This is a genomic window from Oxynema mangrovii CENA135 (genome assembly GCF_016632315.1).
In the GTDB taxonomy this organism is placed as follows: Bacteria; Cyanobacteriota; Cyanobacteriia; order Cyanobacteriales; family Laspinemataceae; genus Oxynema; species Oxynema aestuarii.
This window is the reverse complement of the sequence record NZ_JAEOXH010000001.1, coordinates 1,347,958-1,364,884: the sequence shown is the minus strand read 5'-3', so window position 1 is coordinate 1,364,884 and position 16,927 is coordinate 1,347,958. Positions and strand designations below refer to the sequence as shown.

The window sequence follows — 16,927 nt, the reverse complement described above, 5'->3', positions numbered from 1 at the left end:
CTTAAGATCGAGATAGATGGACTTGTCGGGGTTGGGAAAATGAAACGCATCGTTTTAATCACCGGATTTGAATCATTTAACGCCGACTTATACCAAAAAGCCGCACAATTAGCCATTTCTCACTGTGGAGAACTTGAAATCGAGATTTTCAGCGATCGCGACCTCGCCACGCATCCAGAGGCGATCGCCCGCGCCCTCGACGGCGCCGATGTTTTTTTTGCCAGCCTCTTGTTTGACTACGACCAAGTGCAGTGGTTGCGCGCCAGAGTACAGCACATCCCCATTCGCCTCGTGTTCGAGTCCGCCCTCGAATTGATGAGTTTAACCCAATTGGGTCAATTTGCGATCGGCGACCGACCCAAAGGGATGCCCAAACCCGTCCAATTTATCCTCAGCAAATTTTCTAGCGGACGGGAAGAAGACAAACTCGCCGGATATATTAGCTTCCTGAAAACCGGACCGAAACTGCTCAAATTCGTTCCCGTTCAAAAAGTCCAAGATTTACGAAACTGGCTCATTATTTATGGCTATTGGAATGCGGGAGGTAGCGACAACTTCGCCGCGATGTGTTGGACGATCGCAGAAAAATATTTAGGCTTATCAGTCGGCGAAATTCCCCCACCGATCGAAACACCCAATATGGGATTATTACATCCCGACGCCGACGGTTATTTTGAATCCCCCCGTGCCTATTTGCAATGGTATCACCAACGAAAATCGAGGGTCGAACTAGAGCAAAATCATCCCGTCGTCGGCCTCTTACTGTATCGCAAACATGTCATTACCAAACAACCGTATATCGGACAACTGATCCGCTCTTTTGAAAAAGCAGGCTTGACCCCTTTACCCATTTTTATTAATGGCGTTGAAGGTCATGTTGCCGTGCGCGATTGGATGAGTTCGACCCATGAAATAGCCGAACGAGCGCGAGGAAATATCGAAACGCCATCCCTTTCTCCAGAATCGGTGGCGGTGGAGGCGATCGTTTCTACGATTGGCTTTCCCTTAGTCGGCGGACCTGCCGGATCGATGGAAGCGGGGCGTCAAGTTGAAGTCGCCAAGCGGATTTTAACGGCAAAAAATGTGCCTTATTTTGTCGCCGCCCCGTTGTTAATTCAAGATATTCATTCTTGGACGCGGCAGGGAATTGGTGGCTTGCAGAGCGTCGTTTTATATGCTTTGCCGGAATTAGACGGGGCGATCGATACAGTTCCCCTCGGTGGTTTGGTTGGCAAAGAGATTTACTTAATTCCCGAACGAGTGAAACGACTGACGGGACGGATTAAAAATTGGATCGAACTGAGGCGAACTCCGGCGGGCGATCGTCGCATTGCTATTATTTTATATGGCTTCCCGCCGGGATATGGCGCGACTGGAACCGCCGCTTTATTGAATGTGGCGCGATCGCTCGTTAATTTATTAACTCAGCTCAAACAAGAAGGATACACTCTTGAAGATTTACCGGAAACTGGAGAAGAAATTATCGCTTTAGTGAAAAAAGCTGACGAAGCGATTACCACGAGCGATCGCAAATCTACCTTGGAAAAAGAAAGCGTAGCCAGTCGTCGATCGAGCGCTTTTGTGAATGTCAAAACCCTAGAAAAATGGCTCGGCTACCTGCTGACCCATCGGATCGAGAAACAGTGGAAAAGTCTCAATGAAAGCGGCATCAAAACTTACGGTGACGATCTACAAATAGGCGGCGTTCAGTTTGGCAATATCTGGATTGGCGTGCAGCCGCCCCTGGGCATTTCCGGGGATCCGATGCGGTTGATGTTTGAACGAGATATGACGCCGCACCCGCAATATGCCGCTTTCTATAAATGGCTGCAATATCAATTTAAACCTCACGCGATCGTTCACTTTGGAATGCACGGAACCGTCGAATGGTTGCCCGGTTCTCCTTTGGGAAATACGGGCTATTCTTGGCCAGATATTCTCTTAGGAAATTTACCCAATCTCTATATTTATGCGGCGAACAATCCCTCAGAATCAATTCTTGCCAAGCGGCGGGGATATGGGGTTTTAATTTCCCATAATGTCCCCCCTTACGGACGGGCGGGACTGTATAAAGAATTGATGGCGTTGCGGGATTTAATTGCGGAATATCGGGAAGATCCGCAGAAAAATTCGGCATTGCAAGAGGCGATTTGTCAGAAGATTGTCGATGCGGGTTTATCTTCAGATTGTCGCTTTGAAGAAGCGCAGAAATTGGGAATTGAATTTACTGTTGAAAATGCGCGCATGTTTAGCGTGGAATCTCTCTATCGCTATTTCATTCGCATTTACGATTATTTGCAAGTGGTCGAACAGCGCCTCTTTTCTTCGGGGTTGCATATCCTGGGCGAACGTCCCAATAGCGAGGCGTTAAAGTCTTATTTAGATGCCTATTTCGATCGCGACTTTCCGGGAGAGGTTATCGAGGCGATCGCCTCGGGAAATGGCAAAGCTCCGCTCGATCGCATTGGCGAAAATTCCGACGAGATTCTCCAAATTCGGGATTTACTGATGCAAACTCCCGAAGAACTGACCAATCTTTTACGCGGTTTAAATGGGGAATACATTCCACCAGCCCCCGGGGGCGATCTCTTGCGCGACGGTCCGGGGGTATTGCCCACGGGGCGCAACATTCACGCTTTAGACCCGTACCGAATGCCCTCCCCGGGGGCTTGCGAACGCGGGCGAGAAATTGCCCGTAAAATTATCGAGCAACATCTGCAAGAAAAGGGCAATTATCCGGAAACGGTGGCGGTGATGTTGTGGGGATTGGATGCGATTAAAACGCGCGGGGAATCGTTGGGGATTTTATTAGAATTAGTCGGGGCACAACCGATTAAAGAAGGAACCGGGCGCATCGTCCGTTACGAACTCAAGCCGTTAGCTGAAGTCGGTCATCCGCGTATTGATGTGTTGGCGAATTTATCGGGGATTTTCCGCGATACGTTTGTCAATATTATCGAACTGCTCGACGATTTATTCGTGCGGGCGGCGCAAGCGGAGGAATCGGAGGAGGAGAATTATATTAAAAAGCACGCTTTGGCGTTACAAGCGCAAGGGGTTGAGAATGTTTCGGCGCGGTTATTTTCCAATCCGGCGGGAGATTTTGGTTCCTTGGTGAACGACCAAGTGGTCGATGGGAATTGGGAGAATGGTGAGGAGTTGGCGAAGACGTGGGAAAGCCGGAATATGTTTAGTTACGGGCGTAAAGATCGCGGTCGGGCGCGTCCGGAGGTGATGGCGCAGTTGTTAAAAACGAGCGATCGCGTGGTCCAGGAAATTGACTCGGTAGAATACGGTTTGACGGATATTCAGGAATATTATGCGAATACGGGGGGGTTGAAGCGGGCGGCGGAAGGGAAAAGCGGTAAAAAGGTAGAGGCGAGTTTTATTGAAAGTTTCTCGAAAGATACGACGCCGCGCCGACTCAATGATTTATTGAGATTGGAATATCGAACGAAGTTGCTCAATCCGAAATGGGCGCAAGCGATGGCGAATCAAGGGTCCGGTGGGGCTTACGAGATTTCGCAACGGATGACGGCGTTAGTCGGATGGGGAGGGACGGTGGACTTTCAGGAGGATTGGGTTTACGACCAGGCGTCGGAACGGTATGCGTTGGACCCGGAGATGGCGGCGAAGTTACGGGCGGCGAATCCGGAAGCGTTCCGCAATATTGTGGGGCGGATGTTGGAGGCCCACGGGCGCGGTTTTTGGCAGACGTCGGAGGAGAAATTGGAGAAATTACGCCATCTGTACGCGCAAACGGAAGATGAAATCGAAGGGGTGAAGCCGATGGAATAGGAGATCGGGGTTAGAAGTGGGCGCATTTGCGCTAAAATCGGCGATTGTTGCGGGCGATCGCGCCGTGGGTTTAAAAATGGTTTGAGAAGATCGATCGCCCTATTTTGGGGTGTTTCGAGGGAATATCGGCCCGTTAACTTCACCGAGAAGGGTGCTGCGATCGGTTTCGTAAATTCGGCATACTAGGAAAAGATGGTGTGGAGCCGATTCTCATGCCGTCTGTGCAAATTCGTAAATCATTATGGCACGCAGATATAGATCGTCATCTCCTCCTCCTTCATCTCCGTTTAACTATACGTCCCTCGCGATTTTGGCGGGGGTGTTCGTGTTGGGAATTGGGATCGGGATTGCGTTTAGTTCGACGGCGAATTTCAGTCCGCAAAACGTGGCGTCTCGCGAAGTCATCGATCGCAGCGCCCCGAATCCGGAGTTGTGCATTCAATATGGGGCCAGTGCGATCGCGGCGGACTTGCGAATTTTTCTGACCCTCAACCCGTTTAACGTGTTTGTCTCGCAACCGAGAATGCAACCGGGTTGCGTGTTGCGGACGAATACCTGGTCGATTTTAGAACAGCGCAAGTTGGTCGATCCCGAAGAAGTGCGCGATTGTAAAAACCGGATGAATACCTTTGGATTTACGGGAGATTTGGGCGAGTCGCCGCAGATCGATTGCGTCTATCAAAACGATCGCATGGGCAATCTGTTCTTAAAAGATCGAGGTGGGGGGTTGCCTGCGGAAACGGAACGCTTTTAAGTTCGGTTTCCAGTTAAAATTGGGGCGATCGCCCGCAAAGTTTTGTAACGTCTTCAATGTGATTTACCGATGTCTAAAGCCTTTGAAATTGGCGATCGCGTGCGCTTGACGGCGGTTCCTCCTTATTTTAAAACGGCAGAACCGACGCCGATGTTACGTCCGCCGAACGTCGTTCGCCTCGGAGAAGAAGGAACGATCCTCGATCGCCAACCCGGCGATTATTGGAGCGTGCGCTTTGAAAAAGGAGCCTATTTAATCGAAAATAAATATATCGATCGCGCAGTAGAGCAGCCGACAGGCGACGATCCCGCGCGATCGAACCCCAGCAGCGACGAACTGTCCTGAAACGAACGGGCGAACGCGGCGGGGGCGATCGCTCGAAGACCCCCGAACCGCGATCCGTTTGCAGATTGATAACTTTAACGGTACTTTAAGGGCGTAAGCTTTCCCTAACCCATCAAAATTCCTGAACCCTTGTGATTGCCATCTATCCGGGTAGCTTCGATCCCATTACCTTGGGTCACCTCGATATAATTGAGCGAGGCTGCAAGCTTTTCGACCGGGTGATTGTCGCCGTATCGATCAATCCCAATAAAACGCCTCTGTTTGACGTCGAACACCGTTTGGAGCAAATCCGTCGCGCGACTCAACACCTGAGCAATTCAGAAGTCGAGCGCTTTGACGGGCTGACGGTCAACTACGCCCGGAAGCACAACGCCACGGTTCTCTTGCGCGGGTTGCGAGTTCTCTCGGACTTCGAGCACGAACTGCAGATGGCCCATACCAATAAAACCCTTGCTGCCGAGATTGAGACGGTTTTTCTAGCCACTTCCAACCACCACAGCTTTTTAAGTAGTAGCGTGGTTAAAGAAATTGCTAGATTTGGCGGATCGATCGACCACCTAGTTCCCCAACACGTTGCGCTCGATATCTACCGATGTTACGCCAAGACACACCCAGGATCGACCCCGAACACGAAGGATCCAACGATCGGGATGAATCTACCGAAGCCGGATCGGGAACCGTAGATATCCAACGGGAACTCAACCGTCTGGAAGAAATGATTCTCGATAGTCCGCGCATTCCTTTCTCGCGACGCACGTTGATCGACGAAGAGCAGTTGCTCGACCAACTCGATGTGGTGCGCTTGAATTTGCCTGCGGCTTTCAATCAGGTGGAGGAGATTATCCGCCAAAAAGAAGAGATTCTCTTGCAAGCGGAACAATACGCCCAGGAAATTTTGGAAGCTGCCGAACAAAGAGCGTCGGAAATTCTCGACGAGATGGGGATCGTGCGCCAAGCGAAGCTGGAAGCCGATCGCCTCAGACAGCAAGTGCAGCAAGACTGCGAACGGGCCAGAGAACAGACCCTCAGCGAAATCGACCACCTGCGTCGTCAAGCGCAACAGGAGATCGAGGACATGCGCCGCAATGCGATCGCCGAGTGCGAGGCGATCGAAAAGGGAGCCGACGAGTACGCCGATCGCGTCTTGGGCAATATCGAAGGACAATTGAGCGACATGTTGCGCGTCATTCGCAATGGTCGTTCCCAACTGCACGAAGATGCGGGTTCTCCGTCGCCGTCTCCCCTCCCGCCTCCGGCTCGTGGCGATTATTAATGGTAAATATTTAACCTTAGACGGCGATCGCCGTTCCACTCTTGCCCTCTAAAACCCTACAATGGTTTCAGAAAAGTTCTGTCGCCAACTGCGCGAACAAGCGCGCCAATGGCAAGCCGAAGGGCTCATTTCCGAGGACCAATACGCCGCCCTTGCCCGGCGGTATCAATTCGACACGTTAGACACCGGGGCGCGCGATCGCTTCGTCGCCATTTTAATCGGCTTGGGCGGCCTTCTCCTGGGCATCGGCGCGATTACCCTGGTCGCCGCCAACTGGCAAGTATGGTCCCGAACAGTGAAAACTTCTTTACTGTTTGCCTTATTTGTCGGGATCAATACCGGGGGCTTCTATTTGTGGCGCCAGCGATCGCCCCTGCCCCTCGGTCGGTTTTCCCTCGGCTGGCAGCAACGGTTGGGCAATGGCTTGCTCCTGCTCGGAGCCTTGAGTTTGGGCGCGAACATGGCCTTAATGGGCCAAATGTTCCACATTGGCGGTTCGGTGGCCGGATTGCTCGTCGCCTGGGGGTTTGGCGTGCTGTTGATGGCTTACAGCTTGCGTCTGACCTCGTTAGGAATTTTGGCCGTCGGCCTGATCGGGTACAGTTATTGGCCCGGATTGGGGGAATCTTATGTGAATGAAGGCAGCTACTGGCTGCGATTCGTCATCGAACATCTCGGGGCGATCGCCGCCTTTGGCGTGCTACCGTTGGCCTATTGGTGCCGTTCTCGCCTGATTTTCCTCCTGGCGATCGCCACGACCCTGCAATCGTTACAAGTTAACCTGGCGATCGGCTTGAGTGCATTAGGCGCCCCCGGATATTGGATCGTCGCTCTCGTTTACGCCCTGCCACCGATCCTGTTGTACGGTTATCCCGACGCCAAGGAGTCCTGGCGGCAGCGTTGGCCCGATTTCCCCTCATTCCGTCCCTTAGCGCGGACGATCGCCGTCTGGCTGTTCGCCATTTCCGCCTACTTCCTCTCGTTTCACTGGTTCTGGTCCTCTGCCGTCGGCGATTTCGATTGGTCCTCCGGCAACATCGAAGACACCGGAATCCAAGGCTTACTCTACCTGCTCGATGTCGCTCTCGTCGTGGCGGCGTGGTTGCTGTTCGCATGGCAAGGAGACGGGCGATCGCGCCCCCGGCTATCTCCCAAATCCGTGACTGACAGCGCCTTCGGGGCGGGGGTGGCGATCGCCGCCCTCACCCTATTCTGGCATTTTGGCATCGCGCCCCTGCCCATTTTCGGCACCTTTATTTTTAACGTCATTCTCTTTCTCATCGCCTACGCCGCCATCCGCCACGGGCTCGCCCGAGGTCGGCGCTCTAGTTTTTGGCAAGGCATGGTGTTACTCAGTCTCGATATTTTTTCTCGGGTTATCGAATACGATACGGGATTAGTCTTTAAAGCCTTCGTCTTCTTGTTATGTGGAGTCGGAATCGTCTTGGTCGGACTCTGGTTCGAGCGTCACGTCCAAACCCTAGGGGAGTAGGGAGTTTCGATTTTCGATTTTCGATGTTTACCTGGGGGAGTTCGAGAGGCGGGCAAGGCTTCCGGAGGGATCTCCGAGGAGGCTCGCCCTAGGAGCGTGTCACTCCCCAAAATTAGGCCCAGCGACTGACCTGGTGCCGTTGTCGTAACGGTTGCGTGGCCCGCACTTCCGCATAGAGCGCTTCAACTTGGGTGATATTGCTGCTGAGGGTGTAGCGTTCCAAAACGCGCTGGCGAGCTTTTTGTCCCATCAGTTGCAGCAACTCCGGTTGATCGCGGAACAGAGGCAGTAACGTTTTTAACTGCGTAGTAACCCCTTGCGGGCTTAAGACGACCCCCGCGCCGTCGTTGAGGACTTCTCCATCGGCACCGACATCGGTGGCGATACAGGCGGTCCCGCAGGCCATTGCTTCGAGCAACGACAGGGATAAGCCTTCGACGAGGGAGGGCAGAATGAAAACGTCGGCACCGCGCAGGATGTCGATGCGGCGGCGCTCGTCGGCGATATAGCCGAGCCAAATAATATGATGTTCGTCGTTGTAAGCGGCTTGGAAAGACGGAGCGAGTGGGCCGTCACCGACGATCAGCAATTTGCATTTGGGGCCGAGGTCGGCTTGTTTCCAGGCTTTGAGCAGGGCCTCGACATTTTTTTCCATGGCGATGCGCCCTTGGTAGACAAACAGGCGATCGGCATCGAATTCGGCCTTGATAGAAGACGGGCCGGGGCAGTATTTTTGAACGTCTACGCCGTTGGGAATGACCGCGATCCGTTCTTCGGGAACGTTGAGTTTGGCGAGTAAGTTGCGCTGCAGTTGCGAAAAAACGATCGTGCGATCGTAGTGGGGAAGGAAGGGGGCGTAAAGTTGGTAGGTCAGGTGTTGTAAGTGTTGCCGACCGGATTTAAGGCGATTTTGGGGGGCGAAGGGGGGATGAAAGGTGGAAACGAGGGGTAAATCGAGTTCTTCGCAAATTTCTGGCAGGACGAAATCGAGGGGCGACAGGGTGAGGGAAGCGTGAACCAGATCGGGCTGAAGTTGGCGCAGGGCTTGACTTAAAACTTTGCTCGATTTGAGGGTGGGGATCGTGTAAATGGTGGATTTATAAAGGCAAGGAAGGGAAACTTCCGGGCAATCGGGCCAACCGTTGGGTCGAGTGACTGAGGCGTCGGCGTCCCAAGAGACGATCGAGTTGTGTCCGTCGCTGCTTTCTTGGGCAAAATGGAGGAAGCTGACCTGATAGCCCCGGTCTAACAAGGCATTAGTTACTTCGCGAGAGTAAGTAACGTTCCCACAAAACGGCGATTTTTTTCCTAACCAGGCGATGTGCAACATGCAATTTTTTGGTTTTAAGTTTTAAAGAAAAGACCGAGCGATCGCGCGACGATCGCCTCGCGGCCAGTGCGGGGCTAAAACAGGTTGACCGTAGCTTCAATCCCCGGCTTTACAGGTCAGGAGTCAGCCCGATCGCACTTTTAAGGCTCTGTACGGGAAATATACCAGGTTAAGCCGCCGCCTGCCATGGCGATCGCCGCCAAGCTCAAGAACACGACTTGTAAGCCGAAAAATGATTCGGCCAAGCCGGCCAGCGCTAAGGGGAGGGTCAGGGCGATATTAATGGCGTTATTCTGCAACCCGAACACTTTGCCGCGTATTTCTTCGGGGGTTTCGGCTTGAATGGTGGTTTGCATGGGAACGCCGACCATCGCCGCAAACATGCCTAAAATCGCGATCGAGCATAAATCGGGCCAGAGGCGATCGGTCACCAGAGATAAGACGCACAGGGAAACACTCATCCCTACCGATCCGATCGTACTCAACTGGCGGTTGGAGAAGCGTTGGCCGAAATGCCCCAATCCGGCGGCTCCGAGCCCCATGCCGATGCCTCCGGCGGCGAGCAGAAAGCCAAATTGTTCCGTACTCATGCTCGGAATCACTTCGGCGAGACGCACGGCGAGCACGGCGAGGGCGGCGAAAATGGAAAACAGAATCACCAGTTGAATTAAAGCGTTGCGAACGCGGCGGTGATTGCTCAAGTAGCGCAAGCCGTCGCGAATATCTTCAAACACGTGGGGATATTCCCGGTTGGGATGGTCCGGTTTTTCTCCAGTTTTCATCACCAACAGCAGCAGTCCGGCGATGCAGTAACTGCCGCCGACGAGCAGTTCTTTGCCGATGCCGAGGGTATCGCCCCACTGTCCGATCGCCTTGTCCGCGATCGCCAGTAAGGGTTCGCCGACGGCAAAGCCGACGATCACCGAGGCCATCATCGTCGTGGTATATAAAGAGTTGGCCGGAAGCAACAATCGTTTTTCGACGATCAGGGGAATGGCGGTTTGTTCCGCCGGGGCGAAAAATTGGGTGAGGGTGGACACTAAGAAGGTCACCGCCAGTAAAAAGGCGAATCCCAAGGGAACGGCGGACAAGTTCACACCGTCGGACAGGTCGAGCAGGATGGGAATCGCCAGGACTAAGCCGCCGCGCAGTAAGTTGGTGGCGACCAGGACGTTTTTCTTCGACCAGCGATCGACTAAGGCCCCCGCGATCGAGCCGAGGAGGACGGCGGGAATGGTAAAGGCAATCATGATCGCCGAGACCCAACCGCTAATCGTCTGTCCGGGGGTTTGAAAGTGACTGGTGATAATGGCGATCGCCAAAACTAGGTACACTTTATCGGCCAGTTGGGAAAAAACTTGGCCGCTCCACAAGGCGAGAAAGTTGCGGTTTTTTAAAACGGGGAGGAATCCTCGTTCGCTGTCGGGAGTCTCGGGAGTTTCGGGATCCCGGGGGCGATCGCCGTTGCGGTCGTCGTCGATGGGGGGGTTGGAGTTGGGGGGCCCTGGGTTGCCGTTGGCCCCGTCGGTTTGGGGAGGGTAAGCCACGTTTTGAGGGGAGGCGGTTCGATCCCTAGATCGGCGCGAGTCGCGATCGTCGGGATGCCAATAGGTAATTTGAGTTTTTAGATCCGAGTTAGATAACGGCATTCTGGCTTTTATTCTGAATCGGCTTGCACTCGGCACGCAGCGCGATCGCGCGATCGCCCCGAGTGGCGCTCGCTCGGTTGCGAGGCTATCGAGAGGAGGTATTGAATACGGCTGAATTGATATAAGTATCCATCAGAGCGGCAGAACGAATCGAAATTCCCAAATGATATTGGGCGTAATTTCGCAAAAGCTGTTCTACCGATACCCAAACTGTATCAAGAGTTGGCCCGTTCGGATTGGATTGGCGGTATTTTTCCCCCCACGAGTCCCATGCGGACAACTCGGGGGCGCTCAGGTGTTGGAAGGCGACCAGAGCGATCGCGTCGAGGTAACCGTCAATTTTGGCCGATTTGTAGGGATCTAACGGCTGTCGGGGGGCGATCGCGGACAAACTCACCAGTCCCCCCGCTCGATGGCTGAAGCCGACTTGCCATTGCGGATGGCTGAAGTTCGGGGCGATCGCCGTTCGGGTCGTACAGCAGTAATGCACTTGTGGCGCGACCCCGGCTAAGGCGAGCAGGTGGTAGACCCCTTGGGCCAAGTGTGCCACCACCCGAGCGGGGCAGTCCCGGGCGATCGCCCCCGGGATCTGCTCGATCCGTTGCAAATGCTCCTCAAATAAAACAAATAATTCTTCTTGCGGCTGGCGATCGAGGGCTTGACAGAGGACGATTTCGGCCAAATACTGGGCGGCGGTCAACTTTCCCAAATTTTGCGATAAGCCCGCATAAGAATTCCGGGTCTCCGCCTGCACGATCTTATCGAGCGATCGCCCTTCGTACAGCAGCAAGTCATTGACCACGAACAAGCCACAACGCGCCCCCAATCTCGATTTCGGTTGGCGCACTCCCGGCGCTACGGCGCGCACCAAACCGAACTCCCGGGTCAAAATGGTCACCAGGCGATCGGACTCTCCGAAGGGAATACTCTTGAGGTTAATTCCAGTGGCTTTGTATGTTTTCATAAACTCCTAGGGGCAACATCGGGCGATCGCGCGGCGGCGGTACTTAACTTTCCGGCGGTTCTTGCTGCTGGCGCACGATCTCCACCCCTCGCGACGTTCCCAAGCGCGTCGCCCCCGCCATCAACAAATCCAGCGCCTGCTGGGCGGTCCGAATCCCCCCAGAGGCTTTAATCCCTACTTGACCCCGGGAAATCTCTTTGAGCAAGCGCACGTCTTCCACCGTCGCCCCCCCATAAAAGCCCGTACTCGTTTTTAAATAAGCGACCCCCGCATCCAGGCAAATTTGAGCGGCGAGGCGCTTTTCTTCCTCGTCGAGCAAGCTCATTTCTAAAATGGCTTTGACTAACTGCCCCGTTTCGTCGCAAATTTGGGCCAGATCTCGATACACCTCATTGGTTTGTCCCGCTTTCAACCAACCGAGGTTGATGACCACATCCAGTTCCATCGCCCCATTTTCTACCGCTTCTTGGGCTTCGTAAAGCTTCGTCGCCGAAGTGGTTGCCCCCGAAGGAAAGCCAATCACCGTACAGACTTTGGGCCGTTTCCCGTGCAGCAAATTGGTCGCCTGACGCACGTAAGACGGGTAAACGCACACCGAGGCGAAATTGAAGCGATCCGCTTCCTCGCACCACTGTTCCACTTGCGCCGGGGTCGCGGTGGGGTTGAGCAAGGCGTGATCGATAAAGGAGGCGAGGTCGATATCCCTTGAAGATTCAGTGATCACTGGTTTGGGGTTTAATTAAGTCTGGGTTTTTACGGAAATTTTAATAAAACTTAAACTCTTCTCGCAAGTGCGGGCGATCGCCGGATAATTCTCCTAGTCATTTGTGCCGATCCTCGTTAAGTGGAGGTCAGACGCCCCTTCTGGAAGTCGCCAACTTCAAAATCCAGCGATCTCTAAGACGATGCAAAATTTACTCGATTTTGACGTGACTTTGTCATTAGTTTCTCGATCCTACAGCCGAGAGTTTTCCCTCGCACTCGGCTATCTTTGGGCGATCGCCCAGCTCTCAAAAGCCGAACCTCGATGCTGTCTATCCATCTTTTATCACTGCGATCCTTCCCGCAGAATTTAAAGAAAATATTAATCTTTGACTGGGGATGTTATTGCGCGATCGTCCCGAACTTATGCGCGATCGCCCCTTACCGTCACGGAAGCCGACTGTATCAATAAACATCACGAAGTTTTGAAAAACTTTAACCTCTAACTCGAATTATTAAAAAGCTAGCGTCGAGGGAGCCAAATGTTAATAAAAAAATCGGTTTTTTCTTGGAAAAGCTTTGATAAAATTTAAAGTGGATAACTGTAGGGCGAACTTAGGCGATCGTCGGACTTTATTGCATTTCTCCAGATGATGAGGTACTCTCGCGCAACCCCTTGTTTCCCTCAACATGGGAACCCACCCCATCGGTATCTAAACTGACCGAGACTGGCTTGATAAGCCTCCCCCATCGGCGCCCTTTCCAAATTTCAGAAAATCGGCAACCTTACCGAACCGCCTATTTCTTGTTTTTCGACTCTTGGATTACAATTCAACGGGTCAGTTTTCTGGCGTTTTAAAATCTGAATCCACGCACTTAAGTAGTTCTAATGATGGCTGAAAAAATTGTTAATTTAACCTTCCCGATTGTTTGCCAGGAAGTCGAAAAAATCCTATCGAGTTCCCCTTACAATCTTTATCGAACCGCTTCGGAGGATTCTCAATTATCCCTCGAACTCGTCGCCTACGTTCTCAGTCGGATTTCTAATCTTTACGTCGTTACCGACGAACAGTCCCCGGCTAAAATGGAACTGAGAGCCTCTCGCACGGAAATGCTCAAAATAGAATCCTTAATTCACGAAGGACTGCAAGCGATCGTCCCCAGAATCATGCAATATCCCCCTCGCGAATTCAATCATTTCTTTAACGAGTATAACAGCGAACGAGACTCGCCCCGGCAACCCGAGTATCCCGCCGTGCAACTCGAACTCAATACATGGGATGAGTCGGTCACTTACGCCCAACACTTCCGCCTCCAAATTGGCAATCAATACGCCTCTTGTTCCTTAGACCGTCGGTCTTCCGCTTGAACCTTGAGCAAGTCCCTTCAATCATTTTAGAGAGTATTCGGCGGTACAGAAAGATTTTATTCCATTACTCCAGGCATTGCCATCGAACCTTATTTTCCGTCAAACCCGATTGAAAAAATTCACCGAGTTTCAATCGGGTTTGACTGGATCTAACGGTTAACTGACTTTAAATTCTTGGCTACTTAAAACCCCATTTGCCACATCTTCAATCAACTGAACGTGGCGAAACACCAAATCCTTGAGCGCATAGCGTTCCAGTACCGTTTCGCGTGCATTTTTACGTAACTCGGCCATGCGGTCGGGATGGTCCATGACTTCATCGACGCGATCGGCAATTTCTTTCGGCGAAAAGAAATCGGCTAACAACCCATTTTTACCGTGTTCGATGACCTCGCGGACGGGTTGGGTATCCGAACCAATCACCAAACATCCCGTCGATAAAGACTCGATCATCGACCAAGATAAAACGAAGGGACGGGTTAAATAAATATGCGCTTGGGACGCTTGGATCACTTTCAGATATTGACCGTAAGGTAGGGCGCCGACAAAGTGAACTCGCGATAAATCTAACGGCACTTTTTCGAGCATGTGTTCTTTATAAGATTTGCCATCCGGTAGGGATTTTCCATAGCAAACGCGATCGGAACCGACAACCACTACATGACAATTCGGACGCCGTTCTTGAATGTAAGCCACCGATTCGATAAACTCGGGAAAACCGCGATAGGGTTCCATTCCACGGGCCACATAGGTGACCAATTCATCCACGTGGGATAAATCGAGATTGGGTAATACTAATTTTGCCCCGGGATTGGGTTTGAAATAGTCCGTATCGACCCCATCGTGCATGACTGAAATTTTACTTTGAAATTCCGGCGGAAATTGCGATCGCTGCCAGTACGTCGGCGACAATCCCCAATCGCAAGAGTATAAATCCACTAAAATCGGTGCATTTTTAATCCGAATTCGGGCCACGTCGTCAATCGAAAGCGGGTCCGACGGATCGAAATTGGCATCGGAACCGTAGGCGTGATAAAACCACTCGAAATAACACAATAAAGGAACGCCGGGAAAGGCATCTTTAACGAACAATGTCGGTCCCCATCCCGAGTGACCGCAAATGACATCGGGGACGAAGTCTTGTTCTTTGAGTTGGTCCGCCATTCTAAAGACAGCTTGTCCGTACAACACCGCACTTTCGAGAGGACGGACGTAATGATGCGTTCCCGGGTGGGGGTCGCGACTGGGATTGAATAATGCTTTTTTGACCCCCGGAATTTTCCACTCGGGACGTTCGTTTTTCGTCCCGAAAACGACTTGATTTTTAGGATCGTGACCGAGAACCGTGGCGACGTGACGATATTGAGCTGGAAAATTCGGATGCAGAAAGAGAACGCGCATTGTGACAGAAGTAGAGTTTAGATTTTAGAGGTTAAATTTTAGAATAAAAGAAGTCGGTCGAGTCTAGATAATTTTCCGACGATCGCCCCAATGCACGTTGTCCTCGGGACTGGCGATCCTTGTCGGAGGGACAAGGATTTTCGTCGGTCTCAATTCAGTCTTTTATTCGGGTAAAGTGACCGTTTTAGGGGCTTGACAAATCCAGACACAATCGCGAGGAACCGATTGATGATCTTTGAGAATAATTTGATAGTCGAGTCGGGTTAAAAATTGTTCCATGATGTTATCGGTCATCACGGAAAATGAAGAACCGTGTCGTTTTCCCATTAAGTTGACTTGCCATTCGCTAGCGAATTTTTTCCAGCCCAATTCGCTGAGAATATTGGTATGGTGGAAGACACAAAGACGGCGATCGCCTCGTAATTTTCGGGGGATGTGGGTTAAATAATTAAAAATATCTCGCGGTTCTAAATGCACCATGGTATCGTAACAAAAACAGACATCGACGGAAGCATCGGGAATCGGATCGAGGCTGATTCCGTCGAGTTTGACGTAGCTGATGCGATCTTCCCCCAAACGCGATCGCGTCGCGTCGAGCATTTCTCGCGAGATATCCGCACAAACCAATTCCTGGCAATGTTTGAGCAGTAAAGCGCTTGTTTTTCCTCCGCCAATTCCTATTTCTAAAACTTTCTCATTTGGCTTAATATAAGAAGCAATAAATTTCTGTTCGATCAATGCTTCGTATTCGGCCAAAGATTGGGCTGCCCCGGCCCCTTGACCGATCCATTCATCGCCAATATGTTTCAAGTCTGGGTGCAAGTTTTGCCACGCTTTCGCATAAGCATCCCAGGTTCCTTCGTAATCGATGCCTTCTTTATACCCTTCTTGAGAATGTTCCATCACCTTACGGATTGAGTGCAACAAGTAACGTTTCGATCGCGAGTCTGGCCTAATTTTAGCAATCGTTTGTCCCTTTTTCGCGATCGCCCCCAAGCGATCGCCCCATTCCCCCAATCTCAAATTTTATCGTAATTTCCCCCTATTTCATCATTAAATTCTGTTTTAATCTGAATAAAAATCAATTCCGAATTCTTGTTTTAAGCGTCGGTTATGGGGGTGGAAATATTTTGCTAATTCTTGTCTATATTTTTCGGGGATTTGGGAATATTCCCCGGAGTTATATTTGGTGGACGCATCGACGGCGATCGCCTCTACCCCTAAAAATGCGCAAGTTTCTGCCATCATTTCGTCGGGATGGGTCGATAATTCTTCACTTTTGAGAATCAGGAGGCGATCGCGATCGAAATACTGCAACCATTCGGCGATTTGTTCGGCATAAATTCCCCGCGCTAAATAAGTATAATGTTGGTGATTGTAACTGTAATAACTCGGATCCTCGCGCATCTTTTCTTCTTCGCCTGCCAATCTTTTTGGTTCGGAGGCGATCGCCTCTTCAAAAGATAACGATTCAAATCCCCAACGAACCTCGTGATGGTAATGAGACCAGGCGCGATCGATCGGATTTCTTAATAATAAAATCAGTTTAATCTTAGGAAAACTCTCATAAACTCGCTTCGCCACTAAAGGATGAAAAACATAATAAGGACTCGCCTCTCCCGTCAGCCTTCCATCCTCATAACTTTCCGGAAAAAACTGCGCTGCATACCACTCTAAACCTCGGTCAAAATTGAGGTCGAAAAAATGAACTTCTTTCTGTCTCGCCGGAATAATTTTCGGATGTTGTACCAGATAGTGATACAGAGAAGTTGTCCCGCATTTTTGGGCGCCAATAATGAGAAAATCAGGCATATTTTTGGAGAATTCAGGGGTAGGACAGTCATCCTACC

15 protein-coding genes are annotated in these 16,927 nt (G+C 51.5%); 8 read left to right on the top strand and 7 right to left on the bottom strand.

Going from position 1 to position 16,927, the window contains the following annotated elements:
- The first annotated feature begins 39 nt into the window (after positions 1-39).
- The 6 genes from bchH to JJD41_RS05310 all read left to right on the top strand — a co-directional run bounded on the left by bchH (position 40) and on the right by JJD41_RS05310 (position 7,662).
- Positions 40-3,798, top strand: coding sequence for a magnesium chelatase subunit H (bchH, locus tag JJD41_RS05335; protein ID WP_200665034.1), 3,759 nt, complete (start codon positions 40-42; stop codon positions 3,796-3,798).
- 241 nt (positions 3,799-4,039) lie between these two features.
- Positions 4,040-4,552: a DUF3172 domain-containing protein gene (locus tag JJD41_RS05330; protein WP_200665033.1), complete on the top strand. Its 513-nt coding sequence runs from the start codon at positions 4,040-4,042 to the stop codon at positions 4,550-4,552.
- 69 nt (positions 4,553-4,621) lie between these two features.
- Positions 4,622-4,897 carry a regulatory protein SipA gene (gene sipA, locus JJD41_RS05325; RefSeq protein WP_200665032.1) on the top strand — a complete coding sequence of 92 codons (276 nt, stop codon included), beginning with the start codon at positions 4,622-4,624 and terminating at the stop codon, positions 4,895-4,897.
- Between the two features lie 131 nt (positions 4,898-5,028).
- Positions 5,029-5,580 carry a pantetheine-phosphate adenylyltransferase gene (gene coaD / locus JJD41_RS05320; protein ID WP_200665031.1) on the top strand — a complete coding sequence of 184 codons (552 nt, stop codon included), beginning with the start codon at positions 5,029-5,031 and terminating at the stop codon, positions 5,578-5,580.
- Positions 5,490-6,170 carry an ATP synthase F0 subunit B gene (locus tag JJD41_RS05315; protein ID WP_200665030.1) on the top strand — a complete coding sequence of 227 codons (681 nt, stop codon included), beginning with the start codon at positions 5,490-5,492 and terminating at the stop codon, positions 6,168-6,170. Before coaD ends, JJD41_RS05315 begins: the two co-directional genes overlap by 91 nt.
- Before the next feature lie 61 nt (positions 6,171-6,231).
- Positions 6,232-7,662 carry a DUF2157 domain-containing protein gene (locus JJD41_RS05310; RefSeq protein WP_200665029.1) on the top strand — a complete coding sequence of 477 codons (1,431 nt, stop codon included), beginning with the start codon at positions 6,232-6,234 and terminating at the stop codon, positions 7,660-7,662.
- A gap of 112 nt (positions 7,663-7,774) precedes the next feature.
- Here JJD41_RS05310 and JJD41_RS05305 read toward each other — a convergent pair whose 3' ends face one another.
- The 4 genes from JJD41_RS05305 to deoC form a co-directional block, all read right to left on the bottom strand.
- The gene (locus JJD41_RS05305) at positions 7,775-8,989 is read right to left on the bottom strand and encodes a glycosyltransferase family 4 protein (protein ID WP_200667095.1); all 1,215 of its coding nucleotides are present in this window, start codon (positions 8,987-8,989) and stop codon (positions 7,775-7,777) included.
- 143 nt (positions 8,990-9,132) lie between these two features.
- The gene (locus JJD41_RS05300) at positions 9,133-10,641 is read right to left on the bottom strand and encodes an MFS transporter (protein ID WP_200665028.1); all 1,509 of its coding nucleotides are present in this window, start codon (positions 10,639-10,641) and stop codon (positions 9,133-9,135) included.
- Between the two features lie 85 nt (positions 10,642-10,726).
- The gene (gene recO, locus JJD41_RS05295) at positions 10,727-11,605 is read right to left on the bottom strand and encodes a DNA repair protein RecO (protein WP_200665027.1); all 879 of its coding nucleotides are present in this window, start codon (positions 11,603-11,605) and stop codon (positions 10,727-10,729) included.
- Between the two features lie 43 nt (positions 11,606-11,648).
- Positions 11,649-12,326, bottom strand: coding sequence for a deoxyribose-phosphate aldolase (gene deoC / locus JJD41_RS05290; RefSeq protein ID WP_200667093.1), 678 nt, complete (start codon positions 12,324-12,326; stop codon positions 11,649-11,651).
- 306 nt (positions 12,327-12,632) lie between these two features.
- Between deoC and JJD41_RS05285 the strand changes: the two genes are divergently transcribed.
- The gene (locus JJD41_RS05285) at positions 12,633-12,779 is read left to right on the top strand and encodes a hypothetical protein (RefSeq protein WP_200665026.1); all 147 of its coding nucleotides are present in this window, start codon (positions 12,633-12,635) and stop codon (positions 12,777-12,779) included.
- A 417-nt stretch (positions 12,780-13,196) separates the two neighbouring features.
- Positions 13,197-13,676 (top strand): late competence development ComFB family protein, encoded by a 480-nt coding sequence (locus JJD41_RS05280; RefSeq protein ID WP_234488519.1) that lies wholly within the window; start codon positions 13,197-13,199, stop codon positions 13,674-13,676.
- A gap of 156 nt (positions 13,677-13,832) precedes the next feature.
- Here the strand turns inward: JJD41_RS05280 and JJD41_RS05275 are convergent, their stop codons facing one another.
- The 3 genes from JJD41_RS05275 to JJD41_RS05265 form a co-directional block, all read right to left on the bottom strand.
- Positions 13,833-15,077, bottom strand: coding sequence for a glycosyltransferase family 4 protein (locus JJD41_RS05275; RefSeq protein WP_200665024.1), 1,245 nt, complete (start codon positions 15,075-15,077; stop codon positions 13,833-13,835).
- Between the two features lie 162 nt (positions 15,078-15,239).
- A complete protein-coding gene (locus JJD41_RS05270; protein WP_234488518.1) occupies positions 15,240-16,100 on the bottom strand; it encodes a class I SAM-dependent methyltransferase in 861 nt (286 codons plus the stop codon).
- A 42-nt stretch (positions 16,101-16,142) separates the two neighbouring features.
- Positions 16,143-16,889: a sulfotransferase domain-containing protein gene (locus tag JJD41_RS05265; RefSeq protein ID WP_200665022.1), complete on the bottom strand. Its 747-nt coding sequence runs from the start codon at positions 16,887-16,889 to the stop codon at positions 16,143-16,145.
- Positions 16,890-16,927 lie beyond the last annotated feature (38 nt).

Excerpts from the sequence above, each read along its gene's own strand:
- bchH (WP_200665034.1), top strand. The coding sequence starts at position 40 with ATGAAACGCATCGTTTTAATCACCGGATTTGAATCATTTAACGCCGAC.
- JJD41_RS05330 (WP_200665033.1), top strand. The coding sequence starts at position 4,040 with ATGGCACGCAGATATAGATCGTCATCTCCTCCTCCTTCATCTCCGTTT.
- sipA (WP_200665032.1), top strand. The coding sequence starts at position 4,622 with ATGTCTAAAGCCTTTGAAATTGGCGATCGCGTGCGCTTGACGGCGGTT.
- JJD41_RS05315 (WP_200665030.1), top strand. The coding sequence starts at position 5,490 with ATGTTACGCCAAGACACACCCAGGATCGACCCCGAACACGAAGGATCC.
- JJD41_RS05310 (WP_200665029.1), top strand. The coding sequence starts at position 6,232 with ATGGTTTCAGAAAAGTTCTGTCGCCAACTGCGCGAACAAGCGCGCCAA.
- JJD41_RS05300 (WP_200665028.1), bottom strand. The coding sequence starts at position 10,641 with ATGCCGTTATCTAACTCGGATCTAAAAACTCAAATTACCTATTGGCAT.
- recO (WP_200665027.1), bottom strand. The coding sequence starts at position 11,605 with ATGAAAACATACAAAGCCACTGGAATTAACCTCAAGAGTATTCCCTTC.
- JJD41_RS05285 (WP_200665026.1), top strand. The coding sequence starts at position 12,633 with ATGCTGTCTATCCATCTTTTATCACTGCGATCCTTCCCGCAGAATTTA.
- JJD41_RS05280 (WP_234488519.1), top strand. The coding sequence starts at position 13,197 with ATGATGGCTGAAAAAATTGTTAATTTAACCTTCCCGATTGTTTGCCAG.
- JJD41_RS05275 (WP_200665024.1), bottom strand. The coding sequence starts at position 15,077 with ATGCGCGTTCTCTTTCTGCATCCGAATTTTCCAGCTCAATATCGTCAC.
- JJD41_RS05265 (WP_200665022.1), bottom strand. The coding sequence starts at position 16,889 with ATGCCTGATTTTCTCATTATTGGCGCCCAAAAATGCGGGACAACTTCT.